This window comes from Streptomyces sp. NPDC085932, assembly GCF_044540525.1.
In the GTDB taxonomy this organism is placed as follows: domain Bacteria; phylum Actinomycetota; class Actinomycetes; order Streptomycetales; family Streptomycetaceae; genus Streptomyces; species Streptomyces levis.
Window position 1 is genome coordinate 15206 of record NZ_JBITSJ010000014.1, and the last position, 15775, is coordinate 30980.

Below are 15775 nucleotides of genomic sequence, written 5' to 3' on the forward strand. Positions count from 1 at the left end.
GGACACGTGACCCCTGGGGCAAGGCGTCTGCCTGACGGGGGCGCTGGGGACGGGACGGCCGACGGCAAACATCACTGTCCGAGTGCCGACGGCGGTGCATCACGGCTGCGCACCTCTTGGTTCCCAGCACGGGGATCAGCTTGCCGGGGCGAACTCAATCGACCTGGGGGCAGGTCCGACATGCCCCCGTTCGGTGCTCGGATGTACGAACCGGCGGTCCACTGCAATCTTTCATGCCGTGCAGACCGGCGGGGGTTGCGGCGCCCCTTGAGACTGGAGCCGTATACCGCTTCGCGTGATCCCGCACATGGCCAGGCGCTACCGCGCTGCACCGGATCTCCACGGGACAACGTCACCAGTCTGCGAGGTTCGCCACCGTGCAGACGACTTCCGTACGAGGACGGTCTAGCACGCCAGGTCGTTACGTGCAGTGGGCAAGGCGTCGGCGGGCCTGCGCGTGGCCCACGTGGCGGGTTGCGCAATTGGCTGAGAGCCCATGTGCTTCCCCGAGGCTTCCAACGCCACTCACCGGGCGGAGGATCACGCAGCGCCGGTGTTGCGTGCATCGGCATTTCTTCACAGCGGGCCATCGGCGACGGCATCCGGCGGCGTTGAGCGTTCTCTGCTCCACCACTCACGTGGTCGTGGGCGTCCGACACGGAGACCTCGTCGAGGTGCGGCGGAGAAGACCGCCCGACCGCAGGCCATGCATCAGGATTTCTGACCGTCATCGTGCATGGCGGTATCCCAAATTGCGCGCAACTCGTATCTGTTCTGCAGGCCGAGTTTGGTATAGATGTTCCCCAGATGGTAGGTCACTCCGCTGCATGACAGAAACAGCTTGCGCGCAACCTCCTTACTGGTGAGGCCTCGCGCCACCAGGCTCGCGACTTCCACTTCCCTCTTGGTCAGGTTGCCGCCGAGCCTGTGTGCTGCGCCCTGTGTGGCCCCCTTGAGTTGTGCCCTGACCAGTTCCGCATTACAGGATTCAACCATCTGCCACGCTTCCACTCTTTCGAACTTCTGCTGAGCGGCGCGCAGCAGCGTCAGGGCATCCGACCAGTTATCACTCTGCGCTGCCAGGCGTGCATGATCCCAGTGGAGAAGGGCCTGGTGCCAGTGGTTCGATTCCCCGTGTTGCTCTGCGGCAGATTCAGCCAGCTTGAAGAATGCTTCGGCCTCGGATTCGTCGCCATCAAACTGGGCCACAAGAGCCTGCCCCCACAGATACAAGACGTTCGCCCAGCCCGTGGCAGGTGAAGGCGAGCCTCTCAGAGCGGACAGAAGTCGCCGGGCCCCGGACTGCGACCCAGCCCAGCACCGGGCCCTGAGGAGGTGGAGCAGCCGCCACGGCAGGCGCCGCGAAATTGCGTACGCTTCAGCGGCCGCCGCGTCTTTCGGATCGCCTGTCATATGGCGCCTTCTGCGCTCATTGCCCAGGGCGAACGTGATGTCGGCGTGGGCTGCTATCACTCGCGTGAGTGGAGATGCGGCATACGCAGCCATACGGTGAGGCCTGGTCACTTGGGACCTTCTCGTTAAGCCCCGGGAGCTGAGCACCAGCTGGTGGACGCTGTGACACAAGTCTCGCCAGACAGGGCGGGCGATCTTATGGGCCAGCGCGGCGCAAGCCTCCGCGTCTTCCCAAGCACCGCAGAGAAGGTAGGCCTGCGCCAGCACGGCCAGCGTTGCCTCCTGAGCGAAATGCTGTGCGCCCGGCTGTGTAGCAAGACGCAGGGCTTCGAGGGTGTCCGCCACGGCGGCCTCGGGCTGACAGTTCTCAAGCCTCAACCACCCACGTAGGTGCAGACATGCCGACAGCGCTGGCGGTACGTCCACGGGATCTTTCGGAAGGAAGGACAAAGCAGCCAGCCCAGCCTGTACTCCGTGCCGGCACGTCTCCCGCATGACGGTTACCAGGTGCTTGGTGTAGACGCAGTGATGCTCAGGTTCGCGGCAGTTCTGGATGACCGCATCAGCCTGATCCAGCGCTGCCAGGTCGTCCATCAGCCAGGCGGCCTCGGCAAGCCAACGGATACATGTCGCTCTGGTGTCATGGTCCAAGGCAGGCCCGTCGGTCTGCACCCCCTTCAGCGCGCTCAGCAGATGCTCCGTATCACCATTGGGCTTGCCCTCGGTGAACGCCATGCGTGTTCTGAGAATGGCGGCCAGAGGGCCGTTGCCGCCATCCACCGCTGCCCGCAGGACGTAGGCGTCCGGTGGGTGCGGAAGGCTCAGCGCCGTGTACGCCGCACTCAGTACACGCTGTTCGCGTCCCCCGGCGCTGGGCGACAGGTCGGCCGCCATGCGGAACAACTGGGTGGCCAGGGTGAGTTCTCGTGCACGCAGGCTCCTTCGCGCTGAGACTTCCAGGTCGAGCGCGGCGACCTCGTCGAGACGGTCCATAGCCGCTGCGCCGTGCAGTAGAGACGCCAGTCCACTCGTGCAGTGCGCCGCCCACCTGTGGAGGCGACGACGACGTGCGGCATCCAACGATTGGAGTACGGCGCCACGAATGATCTCCTCAACGCGATAGAAGCCTGTGCCGGCGCAGGTCCAGCGCACAAGCTTGGTCTCTATGGCAGGAGCCAACAGGTCGGCGACCGACTGCCCGGCCTCCAGCAGCTCGCCCAGTGCAGCTGCAGGCACTTCCTGCCCATGGACCGCCACGGCTTGCGTGAGCAGCCGCGTCAAGGGAGACAGTGCTTCCAGTCTCGCTGCCACTTGCTCCCTGTAGGGAGGTGGTGTGAACTGTGCTGTCAGCTGATCGGGCAGGGACCAGGCACGGCTCCTGATCTTGTGCACCATGGACGCTATGAGCGCAGGGTCACAGCTGACATTCTCGATGAGGCGTTGCGGGACCCATTCGCTCAGGAGCGCCTGCGCCACAGCGTGGAGTTGAGCCGCATGTGTTGGGGAATCAATGGTTCCTTCATGCCCGAACACGTCGTCCGTCCACTGCGAAGGGGTTTGCGCCACGGCGGCCACATAGGGGTGGTCGTCGCCCAACCAGCCACCAGCAGCAAGAAAAACCTGCCCAACAGCCCCTTCCTGGTCTGCCGGTTGGTCGACACACACCAGGAAGGAGCCGGCGCAGCGCGGTGCAGTACTCATCCGACGCAGCGCCATCAGCCCGACAGTCGTCAGCGAGGCAGTCGAGGCAGGGTCCGCGCAACAGTCGCTCAGACGCACCACGCTCAGATCGTCCAGTGTGGCCACCACCTCTGTGACGCGCAGCGGAGCCCTGGAGCTCAGGACTCCTTCGGCTGTGAAGGCCTGAATGCGAGCTGGTGTGAGGGCTGCAGACGGTGTGGTTGCAGTCGGGCAGGCATCACGGCCCTGACGTCGAGCTTCACTCACAGATCCTCCCAGTGAATGAAACTAGGTGCGTGAGAGCGCAGTGTGTCCTAGGAAGTCTCCCTAGTCCGCTCACCAGCGGTGCTTTATAAGTACCGTTGTGCGCCTTCAGTTCCCTGCGGCCGAGGAAACTCCACTGCCTGCCGACTCGTTGAGGTCGTCCGTCTGCGACTCGGTTCGCTCCCCCCGGTGCTGAGCGCATGTGTTGCATGTGACCCCGACGAGGCTTCGGCAGCGCGACGGGCGGTGTAACACGCCTGGTGAGTCGTCTTGGCCGGGCGTGTCCTGGTGCACGGTTGATCTGCAGAGGAGCGCTGTGCTCGAGTCATCGAAGTCGACGGCGCACTGCCGGTTCCCAGTCGGTGACAGCCACAACAGAAGAGGGCAGAGGCCGACGGTGAAGGTCACCGCACCAGACACGAACCCCACCGTGCGAGTACTTCATGTCCAGCGCCTGCAAACCGCTACGGCCAGCGGCGCGCTGATCCGCGCAGAGTCGCCTCCGTGCTGTGCTGCTGCAGGCGAGTCATCCCATCACGGCATGGCCTGAGCTGTTCTGAGGGGGGCGACGTGCCGAGAGCCGGCCGCCTGTCTGATCCGCCGAGCCGCCCCGCTATGAGCCACACGGCCGCCGGACCCGGGCGACGGCCAGAGTTCCGTAAGTGCCGGCAGTCAGACAGAAGGCGTCAGCGAGGGCCTCGACCAGTTGCAGACCGCGACCGCTCTCCGCAAGGTCGGACAACATCCCATGAGCGGTGTTGCCGATATGGCCGCCTCCATCATGAACAGCGATGATCAGATCGCCCTCTTTATGAAAAAGATGCAGGAAAAGGGGCGCAGCACCATGCTCAATGGCGTTGGCAACGAGTTCGGTAGTAAGGAGGAGCGAGGTGTCGACGGTATCCTGATCGTATTTCCAGTCGAGTAGGTGGCGTCGGACATCCCTCCGGGCTGCTGAAGCTGCCAGTGGAAGGAATTCCAACGACCAGGATATGTGGTCGTAAGGATGTCGGACCGGCTGGGGGGGACCCGCACGGGCTCGAGCCCTCTGGCCGCCCAGGCTGGGGGCCTCTGCTGGGATTGAGCAGGGGGTACGGGGATGAGGAAGATATACACTCATTTTGATCATCCTTCCCTTGGTCCGGCTCCTGGGGTGGCGTGCGATCGTGTCAACAACCGCAGCCACATGGAACCGCCGCATTCCCCAGCCCATCGCACCGGGCAAGGGCGGCACCCCAGGTAGATTCCCTAGTCCTCGGGATGGGCAGCGATATGGTGGAAGATCGGCAGGTGACAGCGGAGAACCGGGGCATCGGCGTGAGAGCCCACAGTTCGGCTGCAAGCACACCGTGACTGCTTGATAACCCAATGCGAAAATGCCGGTCGGCACCAAAAAGCAACCGTTGTTCGTGGACGGGACTGGACTGGCTCGCGAGCCCAGCAGGCGGCCTGAGGCCAAACGCCCAGGGCGGGGCGCCTGTCCGCCTGGGCACTGGACGATCAAACTGCAGCAACCAAGGTCCATTCCCTGCCGACTGCAGCTACCAACTCGTTACCTGCTCTTGATCGCCGCCGCCTTGTCCAGCTGTGGTTCGCGCCCTAGCGGAAGGTGAGTTGATCGAGCGCTAGCAGATCCGTTCCGACTCCAGGAGCGAAGACAACATGCACCGTGTGCTCGCCCGTGACGTAGCCGACTTCACCCGGAACCTGCTGCCAGCCGCCTTGGCCTCTCTCCCCCACCGAGAGGCTCGAAATCGGAGGGTTGGTCGGACTGTCGAGATGAAGGGTGACCTCGGCGCTTGCTCCCCTGCTCGACGCATAGGCAATCCGGCACTGCACCTGGTCTACAGGCGTTTCACCGAAATCCACACGGAAGCTGACGCGACTGGTGCCGTGTACCGACGCTCGCACATATCCGGATTCCACCGTGATGCCGCCCGACTGCTCCACCGCCTCCTCGGCCTCCATGATCGAGCGCGCCGGCACCGCGTGAATAACTGGTGAAGGCGAGTCGGTTACCTCCGGGGGGCGCGACGCCGCCTTCTTCTCAGGATCACGAGTGGCTTTCGTGCTCTGAGTGCCAGTCCGTGGGGGGTCAGGGAGGGACGGCGGTGAACTCGAAGGACGTGAGGTGGGCGGCGCAGGCTCAAGTGTTTGCAATGTCGGCGGGAGGAGCACCTCATCATCGCGCTGCGCCGGGGGGTCGTCCGACTGCCGCGAGATAGCTCCGATGACAAGAACCGCGGCAGTTAAGGTGACAGCTGCCACCACAGCTACCCAACGGCGTTTAGTGGCCTGCCGGGGGGGACGCTCTGCGCTCCCGAGCAGTACCGGACCGATGTCCGCACTCCAGTCCTCGGGGGGCGACTCGTCAGGGTTGGGTGGCTGGTCTTCCCTGAATCGGTCGAAGGCACGGACGGACTCCGGATCCGGTCCGTAGGGCACCACGCCAATGTACGGGCGCAGCACTGCCGTGGAGGCCGTGGAGGCCATATCGAGGGGCCCTGTTGGCTTGTCGTTCCGATACTGCTTGGTGCTCTGGTCCGCGTCCACGTCCGCGTCCAAGGAAAGCTCCTGTTGTTGCGTTGCGCAAACAGATGAATGCCGCCGACGCTAGGAGACGTAACGGCTGACCACCCTAGGCAGTCCTTCCAGTACTGCGGGGTAGGCGGGAAACCGATGGGCAGGCGCCCTGAATCACTGCTCATTCGGGGTGGCTGAACCCGAACAGCAGTGACCAGGGCACCTTCAGCCGCGGTGACGTGTCACTCGTAAGGAATCACCAGAGTCGAGTGTTCCGCACCGGTATGGAGCTCGGCTGTGCCGTTGCCGATGGCATGCCACACCTCCAGACGTACGGTGCCGCTCTTGAGATCGCCCAGCTCACCCGTGCTCGCCTTCAAACCGCGTGCCTGGCTGTACTCTTCCCAGCCGGCGACGGGATCGGTGGCGAAGTAGTGGTACATCTCCGTTCGCTCGAACGTACCGTCACCGGTGAGGTCGTAGCTGACCCGTGCTTGCTGGCCGAGGCCGGGCGTCGCACCCGCATCGACCTGGAACCGGAAAGCGGTGGCTGCGCCCGCCTTGAGTTTGCCGTTCACACCTTTGACCTCATAGATCAACGGCTGATGAGGGGAACCATCGTGATTTGCTCCTGCCGCCGAGGGGATCGTGTCCCGGCCCGCAGCTGCGCCGGTTGACGTGGTGAGCTTGCCCCCGCTGAGAAGGTGAAGGACGCCATTCGTGGGCGCGGCGGGGTCCCCGACGCCACCCTGGACTCGGGTCGTGCGTGCAGGGACGGTGAACCTCACACCATCGGAGAACGTCACAGACCGAGGTGTGGGGCTGTGGTTGTGAGCCACATACGTCCGAACCGTGCCTCTCGTGAAGACGGCTGACGTCGGCACGTCGGCGGTGACTGTCGCATCGGGCGCGCCTAGCGCGGCGAGTGCGGCGATCCAGTGGTACGTATGAGCTCGGGACTCGCCCGCTTCCGGGGTGTAGGTGGTGTGGCCAGCAGTCCACCGCGCGTGTGCGGCCGCCGGGTCAGCCAAGGCCTGGAACTCCCATAGCAGGTCACGCCATTCGACGGCCGGACCTCCGTTCTCGCGTTCCATCTCGGCCAGATTCCGGCGGATGGCCTCCTTTTCCCGGGCCAGATGCAGCGAGCCGCCGGTCACCGGCAGAACGTTAATGCCGTGAATCTCCTCCGGATTGGCAGTCCACCACGTGGCATATGCTGCACCACTCCCCCAGACAATGCCGGCCGTGTCGTGTCCAAAGGAGCTGGGGAAGACCTGCTCATCTGCGTCGAACCAGTACTGGGCAATCGCTTCCGACTCAGTCGTCAGCAGGTAGACACCCAGGTCGCGCAGGGCGACGTCACCGGTGACAGAACCCCAAAGAATCAGGCCGGTGCTCAGATTCGTGGATTCCGAAGACGACTCCTGGTTGTTGCCCGCAGCGAAGCCCTGGTGCCCGGAGGCCCAGCTGTGACCTGCGTAGACGTCAAAGCCACGCAGGAACGGGAAGGCGGTGTCCGTCCGGCTTGGATTGGCGGCGTCACGAACCAGGGTCCTCACCATGCCGCCCCAAGCTGAGTTGGCGGCCCAGGCGGGGTCGTACTGGGCGACGATCGCCGCCGCGAAAACGTAGTACGAATAGTGGAAATGGTGGTCGTTGAGCTCGGTGTCGCTGCCGTAGGAAGCTGGATAGCCGGTCAGGGTCTTCCACTCCCGGTCGTAGGAGAGCTCGTGGGACCCACCGGCCGTGAACCAGTCCTGGAGCCGGCCCTTGATGAGACCGACCAGTTTGTCGCGGATCGCAGTCTCTCCGATCTGCTCGGCCAGCGGCACAAGCTGGGCGAGACGGCCAAGGGCCTTCCCTGTCCAGTATGTGTCAGTGGCGCCTGAGAACGGATCGGCAGCATTCGCTGCCTCGGTGAGGTAGCCACGCAAACGGGCCGCATCGATATTTCTCGTCTTGGGCAAAGCGGGGAGCACGCCAGCCGCCCGTTGCCGGGTGGTGAAAGTGGTGCTCTCGCGCACCTTCATGAGGCCGCGCGGCGAGATGTAGGTGTAGGCCGTGAGCGCGTCCGTGGTGTTGAGCCACTGGTGCCGGTAGAGGGCCTGCAGGGTGCCGGTCTGTGTGCCCTCCTGGGGCTGCGTGGTGAGGGTGTATGTGGCCTTTACGGTGCCGCCTGCCGTAGACCAGCTGACCTTGGAGCCAGTGACGAAGCTGTAGGCGTACTTCCGGTATGTGGCCAGCGCGCTCGGGGACGGCAGGACAGCAAGCGAGAAGTAGTCCTTGCTGCCGAGTCGGGCGGTCAGCGTGGAGCCGGAGACCGTCCAGTCGGTGCCCGTAGGAGCGAAGAGAGCGTAGTGGTGGCCACTGACGGTGATGCCGAGAACGTTCCCCTGGTCGGCGAAGATGACAGGCGCTGTCGCAGTGGTGACGCGTGCATCACCACCTGTGCCTTGGGCGTATACGAACGGTGAGCCGTGACCAATGGTGGTGCGCAGGGCGCGGGTACCGTCAGACCAGTACGGGGTGACAGTCCAATCGGACCAGGCGTCGGCCTTGGTGTCGGGTGAGGCCAGTCCCGAGAGTCCCAGAGTCAGGTCGCGCTTGTGGGGATACTCGTACTGTCTGCCTCCCCCAGTGATCTCAGGGTTTGTTGGATAGCCGATGTCCAGACCGGCCGCGGTGGCTTGATAGGTAAGAGGATGGCCGTACATCGGGGTCGACCAGGGATTGTCGTGGTAACGCTGGAAGGCCAATGAGGACCACCAGTCGTTGGTGGGCACCGGTCTTCCTTTCGCGGCAGGCGTCAGCTTGGGAGTGACGGGTGTGCCGGTGTTGGTCGCGGGGCCGGCAGTTCCAGGGGGCCGGGTGTCGGAGTAACTGCCCTCTCCGACGGGGATGGTGGCGGCAGCGGCAGGGGGAGCTCCGGTCGTGGTCAGACCGAACATGGCCAGGACGAGTGCCATGAGTACGGCCGTTGTTCGGGTGCGGGGAGATCGCATGGGCACCTCGAGTGGGGTCGGAGAGCGCCTTGAGAGCGCTCTCAGGTGCCAGGACCGTAGGGCTGTCGTAAAGGGACGTCAACGTGGCTAACCAGCCACGAAACGCTCACAACGGGCTCAGGGGCATCGACTCATCCTCTCCCCCGGCTTGGGGCGGCCTCCCAGCAGGCACGCGACATCACCCACGTCCCTCGCGTTTTCGTAGACGGTGTTCCGATGTGTCACGTGCGCTAATCAGCCACAGGCCCCATCCGCTGAGGTCCCGACTTCCGCCAGGAGGGAAAGGTAAAGGTGCCCGACCGGGGCAGCTCTTGGGTTGGCCCAGCCAGCCCACTCAGCGCCGTGGGGGCTCGCCTGCCACCCGCGGAACGGGCACGGGACGAAGCCCGTCAGCGGCCATGCCCTCTCACCGTCTTGCCGGCGGAGGGGTGTACTGGGCCGAGACGGCGAGATGGCATGCGACCACCGACTGCCATGGCGCGCGGCAGCCCTCACGCGTCTCCTTCGGAGGTCATCGCATTGTGCGACGGGCGATGAGCATAGAAGGAGGTGACCAGTCGAGGTGATCCCGTCGGTACAGCAGCGCTCAAGCAGAGGGGGCTCCTTGCTGGCCGCGCCGTCAACGGCTGCCTCAACTCCCCACTCATGCCTTGATGATCCAGAACCACCCAACCTATGTGTATGCGAGTGAACTTGATGCAAGGTTTCCATCGCGATCAGCAACCCGCTGGGCGGTAACAGTAGTTGACGCAAGCAAGAGATGACTATCTGCTCCCGCCGCCCGCGAAGGGCTGTGTCCTCGACCGCGAGGCGCTCAAGTAGCGGGCGGCAGTGGAGGGTCCGGCCTTCTGACCGAGACGGACCCTCCATTGAGGCGACCGCCCTGAGTCAGTTCACCTGAGGCGTCGCTGCCAGCTCGGTGAGGGATCGCGCTACTTCATCCAGTCGACCCGGATCCCTCTGCAGCGCCTTGGCACCCAGCAGTTGGAGAAGCGCAAAGAAGACGTCATCAGACTCAATCTTCCTGTCCAGAAGCATGGCTAGGGCTCCGGGCTGATCGTATGGAACCTTGTGCACTCGCTGCTCTTCAATCGAGGCGCGTGGTTCCGCCTTGGACGAGTCCGTGCGGGGCTCTGGAACTTCGTCCTCTGTATGCCGAAGCGGCCTCTTCGGCTTGGACTTCCCTGAGTTGCTCGGCTCCGGCAATGCGCCGTTGCTGATTACGGCGTAATCAGCAGGGGCATCGCTGGCGGACGGTGCCACAACGGGTGAAGGCACCTTAGGTGGCTTACCGGCGGCGGCTCGCTTCGCTTCCTCCTTACGAGCTCGCTCGGCCTTCAGCTCCTGCAGGGCGCTCTCCTGCTCCTCGTGGGGCCTATTGCCGACCGCACGCAGCAGGTCAATCGGGTCTTCGCCGATGAGTGCCTGGAGTTCAGGCTTGAGATTGAGGAGTGCGAGTCGCTGCGACACCCAACCCTGGGAACGGTGGAGCCGATTGGCCAACGCTCTTTGGCTGCCATGGATGGCCAGGAGGCGTTGCAAGGCACGGGCCTCGTCAAGTTCCTCCAGATCCTGACGATGAATATTGGCAACCAGCGCTGACTCGAGAAGCTCCTCAGAGGTGGTTCCCTGATCGTCGCTGACCATCACCTTCACCACGGGGAGGTCGACCTCCCGTGCAGCAGCCAGTCGACTACTGCCATCGATGACCACGTAAGTGGTATCGGGTTCCAGATCGGGCTCACGGTCGGGGTTGGCCTTAACGTACGCATCACGGTTCATCACTGTGATCGCTTGCTTCTGGCCATGTGTCTTGAGACTACCGGCGAGGTCGGTGAGATCTCCGAGACTGGAGCGAGGGTTGTCCGGGTTCAGACTGATGCGGTGCGGGGGCAATTCCGTCGGCGGGGCCACTCCTTCTGTTGGGACTCCGGTGGCGGCGGCAACAGCCTGACGCCTCGCGCTCAGGGGCCGCGCTCCCCCACCGAACCGGCCGGCTCCCAGCTGATCGGCCTTACTCACAGAACCTCCCTGGCCAGCGCTCGCATGCCGACCGCTTGCTGCGACTTGGGGGCATAAGACAGCAGAGGCTTCTTCACACGGACGGCTTCCTTCTGCTCCTTTAGGTCCCCGATGAGGCCGGTGACGCGAGGATCCTTTATGTCGACCCACCCTTGCAGAGAAGAGGTTGCGATGTAGCCACGGCGGGAGTCGTAGAGGTTCACGACGATGCCGAGGTAGTCGATGTCGACTTGAAGGTCGTTCCGGAGGTCGTCGATCTGAGTGGTGAGCAATTCGTAGGCGTCTGCCGAACTGTCCTCTGCCTGAACGACGATCAGAGCTCCCGACTGACCGGGCTTTTCTCCATCGCGCCGACGGCCGTAGTACGCAGCGGCGTCCATGCTGAGGCCAAGGCTGGGCGGACAGTCAACGATGATTACGTCGTAATCGGCCTCCAGCGGAGTGAGAGCTCGCTCCAGGGCAGCCTCGCGCGCTCGTACCGAAGACAGGCGCACGTCGAGGAGGAAAGCATCGTTGCAGGCTGGCAGGAGATGAAGCCGACCTCCGAAGGCATCATCGTCGATGGAGACGATGAGATCGCGAAGATCCCCCTTGGGGTCGCCGGCCATGTGGTTGGTAAGGCTGTCGCCATTCATGGGCAGGGGAGCCGCACCCAATTGGTTCGTGAGATGGCATTGGGGGTCGAAGTCCACCAAGAGCACGCGCTGGCCAGGGCCGGGCAGGTTCTCGATATCGAGTTGATCATCATCGCCGCTCACCTCGTCGGCGTGGACCTCACTTGCCTTCAGGGCCTTGGTCAGAGCCTTGGCAACGCGCACAGGGTGCAGGGAGTTCGGATCTTCGGCGAGGGCTTCTCCGAGCCCTGCAGTGATGGCAGTCTTGCCCACGCCGCCCTTCTGGTTGCAGACGATGATGCGACGGGTGATCTCGGGCCGCTCGACATCCGGAGCAGGATTGGTGTCGAGCCACAGTTGAACTGCCTGGGCGAGACCTTGAATCAGAGAGACACGTCGGTCGGCTGTCGTCTGTCGGAAGGCTTCCCACTGCCCCAGTGGCAGGAAGGTAGAAAAGGAGTCGGCCCCAGAGGTATCGATGGTGGCTGTCGCGGAGGCAAGACTGCACCAGCTCCGGATGCCCTCCTCGACGGCGGATTGGATCTCCACCCCGTGCTGGGCCGCTCTCACCTTGAGGTTCTGGCGCAGCCAGCCCGGCAGCTTGCTGACGACCTTTTCCCGGTCACTTGCCGCTACTGATGAAGTCATAGGGGGAACCATACTAACGTCTGGCGGATTCTGCTCCCGCAACACGTTAGTTTTGCATGCTACTTGCCCTCGTAGACTCCAAGGGCTTCAGGACGTGGCTGCGGAGCATGTCTCCCTGCCACACAGCCGCAGTCGGCGAGGCTCTCCTCCTGCAGGTCTGCCACGTTGACCGGACCTGGTAGTGGCGGGGTGGCTAGGCCCGGGCGCGTCCACGGTCGGGGGGCGACGGCGGGGCGATGGAAGCGCAGAAGGCCGGGGGTTTTCCTCATCACGTCCTCAAGGTGCATTTGACGGCAACTGCCGCCGGTGCTCGGCGCCTCCTGGCAGTCGGTGCACCGGCGCTTCACAAACTGGTCCACGGAATGAAGGCGCCAAGGGGGCAGGGTCCTCGATCGAGTTGGCGTGAACGGCAAGCCGGACTGGGCGCGCTGCGCTATCGACTCGGTCAGGGTCTGGGCGGTCTGCAGAAGCCCTTGACCGGACAATATCCGACCGATCACGGCAAACTCCGGCCTGAGATTACGTGATCTAAGACCACGCCCAGCACCGCTCGCGGTCAGCAGCTCTGGCGCCGCCCTTCACGACAGCCAGGCACCGGGTCGGTTGAGGCGCGCGCATCCCCTAGTTCGCTCCCGTTGGGACTCCACTCTGACGCCTAGCCAGGCTGTGGAGTACAGAGGCTACGACTTCGACCAGCAACGCGGCTGGACGGGCCTACGGCCGATCGTGCCACGCATCAGCCGTCGCGGGCTGGAAAGTTGTAGCCGCCCGGGGCTAACACCGCTAAGTGGTCGAAGGGACGATCTCTTGACTGGAGGGGCTCGTGGCCTGCAGCGGCGCTACGAACGCAAGACCGACCGCTTCCTCACCTTCGCCAACATCACCAGCACCCTGATGAGCTACCGGCGCCTCCGCTGTTCAGAACATTCTTAGAGCCCCAGCAGAGGAGAAGGCCACACCCCGGGGGAGGAGGTTCCCCTGTGAGCAATGGCTTCCGAGACTGTCAAGCAGTCATTTATCAGTGCATCAATGCTGAGGACTCTTGGCTGCTCGGGAAGGCCGACCGGCCTCGGAGCGAGCGAGGGGTGAGCGATTACGTCGTAATCACTCACCAGACACAGGCGAGAGCACCTTACGTTCCGAGGGACACATGGACCCCGTGGGGGAAGACTCCGCACTCGGGGTGACCACGCTGGGGGCTCAAGGCCAAGAAGGAGAGGGGTTCTACTCGAGCAGGCCCTCACGGACGAACTAGGTGCTAGGGAACGACCCGAAGCAAGGCTCCGGCGCGGAGGGGCTCCGTCTCCGTCAGAGAGGTCTCCCTCACTCAATTGACCCTCGAGCGCACCGTATCCAGGTGAGGGCCTATCACGGATCGGCCGCCCGATACCTCAGCTTGAGGCTTCCCGGTGGGGGACAGGTGCCACGAACACTGTGCTCAATCTTAGTGGGGCGCGATATCAGCGGCGGCGGACAACGCGAGACGGGCCTCATCGGTCCTGGCCACCGGCTGCGCGCGGTTCCGTTCCAGCTTGGTCAAGGCACGCACCGCGGCACTCAGGTAGCGGGCCAAGCCGAGCATTTGGGTCGGTGTACTGCAGTTGGGTAGAACCTCTGCGAGCTCATCAAGCCAGTACTCGGCGTCTTCGTCCAGCACAAGCCCTGGACGGTTCTCCAAGAGGCGCTGCGCGACGGGGACCAGAAGGTGGTGCTGTTTCCGTGCGGCTTCCGCGGCCCGCTCATCGGCTTCCCTCTGACGCGTAATCCGCCGCTCGACCTCGACAACAGCCTCTGGAGTCCGCCGCACAGGAGGGGCATCCGGGCTGGCATCAGCCAAAGCCGCCGCCAACAACCGCTTGGCCTTGTTATAGGCCGCGCTGGGGGCTTTGACTGCCAGTGCTGGAGCGAGTTCTGCCCACTCGGTCCTCATCACACGCGCATCAGCTACAGCTCTTGCTTGGTGCACGTCAGCACGTTCTCGTAGGTACTCCCAGAGCCGGATGCGGATCAGGGCGGCCGCCTTACGTCGCTCCAGTGGAAGGACACGAAGTGCCTCTGCATGCCGTTCCGCATAAAGGAGTGAGCTGTAGACCTCGTCAGGGGCCGGCATGCGCTCCACATACGGGTCCTCGGCGGCCTCATGGAGTTGCCGCAGCTCTGCGACTGCTGCCGCAGCGGTGATCTTGCCAATGCGTACAGGCTTCCTGACCAGCGGGTTGGTGGGCGAGAACGGCTTCCGAGAATGACGTGGCATGAACCAAGTTTGGAGGAGCCATGTGATTCACACAATGTGAAACGCAAGTCTCGTTGAGTAATGCGCCTGGCGCGGGGGAGTGGCCGATAGCTGCAGACTGAAGCTTCACTCCTGGTCAGAGGGTTGGCACATCTCACAGGTAGCTAGCCCAAGAGGGCCGACTGAAGTGGCCACAGAGAGACGAGCCGCTTCAACACGTCTCTTGGGCGAGACCTTGAACCTGGTCGGGGGCGGACTGGGCGGCGGACGTATGGGCCTTCCGCAGGCTTCGTCGCGAAGCCTGCGGAGCGCGCCCAACGACACGACCGGGCGCGGCCCTACCCGAGGGCTTAGAGGCCCAGTTCGGTGTCATCCACAGGCAGCCTCCTCACCTACACCTGAGACCACAACGGGCGCTTGGCAGAGGAACAGCATGCAGCGACGACAGAACAGATGGGCCAGGCTGGGGGGCGACCAACTGGGGGGCTCAGTCGCTTTGGTCGCTGGCGGCACCGCGTCCTCTGAGGGGCTGAAGGTCAGCGACTGAAGGTCAGCGACTGAGCGACTCTTTGGTCGCTGCTGACGAGCATGGAGAAACCGCAGGTCAGAGGGCCTTCATATCTCAGTCAGCGACTGAAGCGACTGAACTTCCGCATATATGAGAGGGTTAATGTGTGCGCGTGTGCGTGATATATAGGATGCTTCAGTCGCTTCAGTCGCTGTTGAGGTTGAGGCATACCCTCTGACCTGCGATTTTATGGGTCTCATCGAGTAGCGACCAAACGCGCTCCGGTCGCTGCCAGCGTGGTTCGGTAGCTGTCCTCTGCTCGCAGGGAGCGGGCAAGGCCTTTCCTCTGCAGAGCAGTCCCCCGACCGGCCCCGTCCGCTAGACTGCGTGTCGTTGGGTCGCTACGGTCGCTGACAAGGGGTTGGAGATGCTGATAGACCTGCCTCGCTTTCGCAGCGACTCATTGGCTGCCCGCTTCACTTCAGTCGAGCAACTTCCGCTGCCCCACCCGCTGGTCGACGTGCTGCCTGCCCTCTTGTGGCCCAGCTCGCCGAGTCTGGGCTGCCCGCGGCTGCGCCCGGCGCTAGGTGCCCCCCTGCCCCGGTTTCTGGGAACGCTTCCTAGGCATGGCTTCCATGCCCCCCTTGTTGGTGAAAGGCTCCCAGGGGTAACCACCCGCCCCCGCGCTGTGCAGTCTTCTAGCAGTTCCTAAGCATGAAGCTGCTCAGTCCTGTTGCTGGAAGGTCCTTCCCAGCGAACTTCGTCCTATCCCGCACCGACAACGTTGACATGACTGGTAGGCGTAAGGACCTTCGGACTGTCCCCCCGCCGCCCGGTCAGCCCACCGTCCGGCTTTGTGCTCTGTCTG

General features: G+C 63.8%; 7 protein-coding genes. All 7 read right to left on the bottom strand.

Annotated elements, in window-relative coordinates:
• Positions 1-711 precede the first annotated feature (711 nt).
• The 7 genes from ACIGAQ_RS37705 to ACIGAQ_RS37735 all read right to left on the bottom strand — a co-directional run bounded on the left by ACIGAQ_RS37705 (position 712) and on the right by ACIGAQ_RS37735 (position 14420).
• The gene (locus ACIGAQ_RS37705) at positions 712-3219 is read right to left on the bottom strand and encodes a LuxR C-terminal-related transcriptional regulator (protein WP_399791382.1); all 2508 of its coding nucleotides are present in this window, start codon (positions 3217-3219) and stop codon (positions 712-714) included.
• Positions 3220-3970: 751 nt separating this feature from the next.
• Positions 3971-4882: an ATP-binding protein gene (locus ACIGAQ_RS37710; RefSeq protein WP_399791385.1), complete on the bottom strand. Its 912-nt coding sequence runs from the start codon at positions 4880-4882 to the stop codon at positions 3971-3973.
• Positions 4883-4956: 74 nt separating this feature from the next.
• Positions 4957-5343 (bottom strand): carbohydrate-binding protein, encoded by a 387-nt coding sequence (locus ACIGAQ_RS37715; protein ID WP_399791388.1) that lies wholly within the window; start codon positions 5341-5343, stop codon positions 4957-4959.
• Positions 5344-6122: 779 nt separating this feature from the next.
• A complete protein-coding gene (locus ACIGAQ_RS37720) occupies positions 6123-8882 on the bottom strand; it encodes a glycosyl hydrolase (protein WP_399791391.1) in 2760 nt (919 codons plus the stop codon).
• An 888-nt stretch (positions 8883-9770) separates the two neighbouring features.
• Positions 9771-10904 carry a ParB/RepB/Spo0J family partition protein gene (locus tag ACIGAQ_RS37725; protein ID WP_399791394.1) on the bottom strand — a complete coding sequence of 378 codons (1134 nt, stop codon included), beginning with the start codon at positions 10902-10904 and terminating at the stop codon, positions 9771-9773.
• Complete coding sequence (locus tag ACIGAQ_RS37730) at positions 10901-12166, bottom strand: ParA family protein (RefSeq protein ID WP_399791397.1); 1266 nt, start codon at positions 12164-12166, stop codon at positions 10901-10903. The genes ACIGAQ_RS37725 and ACIGAQ_RS37730 overlap by 4 nt, the downstream gene beginning before the upstream one ends.
• Positions 12167-13610: 1444 nt before the next feature.
• Positions 13611-14420 carry a hypothetical protein gene (locus tag ACIGAQ_RS37735; RefSeq protein WP_399791400.1) on the bottom strand — a complete coding sequence of 270 codons (810 nt, stop codon included), beginning with the start codon at positions 14418-14420 and terminating at the stop codon, positions 13611-13613.
• Between the last annotated feature and the right edge of the window lie 1355 nt (positions 14421-15775).